Raw genomic sequence first — 885 nt, forward strand, 5'->3', positions numbered from 1 at the left:
ATAGTTAATGTTAATGTGCCTATAAGAATAATCCTAGACTTATCATTCTTTTTATTTTTATAAAAATAAGTTATAACTCCAATTAGATTAAGTATTATGAAAAAGTATATAATTAAGAATACATTATAAGTTAACATTTATATCCCTCTTTTTATTTTAAATGATATAATTTATTATAATAAATCAATTTAATTAATCAATTGAATGGAGAATGCTTATGAAAAAAATACTATTAATTTTCTCAATACTTGTTTCATCTTATATCTTTTTAGAAGTACAAAACGCTAAGGCAAGTGTAGATGAACTAGGATATCAAGTAGAATACAAAACAGCAGAAAACATTGACTTTGATAAAAGTGATGTTTTTGTTGTTTTGATTGAAGAAAATAGACTTGATATTAATAAGTCTATTTATGCTGTTTACGAAAGAAAAGAAATAGAAAAATTTGAAAACGATTCTTTCAATACATTAGGTGAGGATGAGGGATTTACTACTTATTCTGCTAAAAAACCTCCTACAAATTTTTCAAACTATTATTCTAGTGGGTCATGGATAACTAGATCGGGAAAAATTTCTTTATCCTTATATCCAAAAAATATTGCCTATGCTAAACCAAGTAATGCTATCGTCCGAGCTCATTATGTCAAATATAGATGGGATACTGTTTATAACAAATATAAAAATAATAGTAGATGGAAAAATACTGCAAGTATGAAAGCACAGTTAAATTGTCATGCTGACTATGCAAAAGGGCTAAAAACTCCATGGAATTTAGAACCGTGGAGAAAACAGACTAATTATGCAATAGTATTAAGACATTCTTGTAATGCTCCAAATTAATATAAAATAGATTAGATGATATTTTATTTACGCATACGTCAAAG

Annotated in this window: 1 protein-coding gene; it reads left to right on the plus strand. The window is 26.0% G+C overall.

The genetic code is table 11. The annotated features are described in order from the left end of the window. Positions 1-217 precede the first annotated feature (217 nt). Positions 218-841, plus strand: coding sequence for a DUF2599 domain-containing protein (locus HMPREF2767_RS08610; RefSeq protein WP_168161303.1), 624 nt, complete (start codon positions 218-220; stop codon positions 839-841). The last annotated feature ends 44 nt before the right edge of the window (positions 842-885 follow it).

The organism is Nosocomiicoccus sp. HMSC067E10 (genome assembly GCF_001810835.1).
Taxonomy (GTDB): domain Bacteria; phylum Bacillota; class Bacilli; order Staphylococcales; family Salinicoccaceae; genus Nosocomiicoccus; species Nosocomiicoccus ampullae_A.